Annotated in this window: 1 pseudogene; it reads left to right on the top strand. The window is 57.6% G+C overall.

The features are described 5' to 3' along the window. Window positions 1–314, top strand: a pseudogene (locus tag A1830_RS24150) (Rhs-family protein); the annotation flags it as partial.

Below are 314 nucleotides of genomic sequence, written 5' to 3'. Positions count from 1 at the left end.
CCCGGACAGACAGTCTGGCAGAACCTGCTCCAGAGGCTGAGAGGGGCACGCTGGCGCTACGATGGTTTTGGGCGACTAATCTGGCGTAAGCCCGTGAATGAGGATGTGGAGCAGTCCTTCAGCTATGACGATGAGGATCGCGTGGCTGAAGTGCGCTTCACAGGCCATAAAGCCTACAGCCGCGTTGAATATCGTTACGATCCACTGGGCAGAAGAACGCAGAAAATCCTCCACCATCATAATAAGGCTGCGGAAACCGTCACTTTTCTGTGGAGCGGGCTGCGGATGGTGGGCGAAAGCAGCAGCGCCGCGCC

The organism is Erwinia sp. ErVv1 (assembly GCF_900068895.1).
GTDB lineage: Bacteria > Pseudomonadota > Gammaproteobacteria > Enterobacterales > Enterobacteriaceae > Erwinia.
Note: the sequence above shows the minus strand (reverse complement) of the source record. Positions and strands in the feature narration are given on the sequence as shown.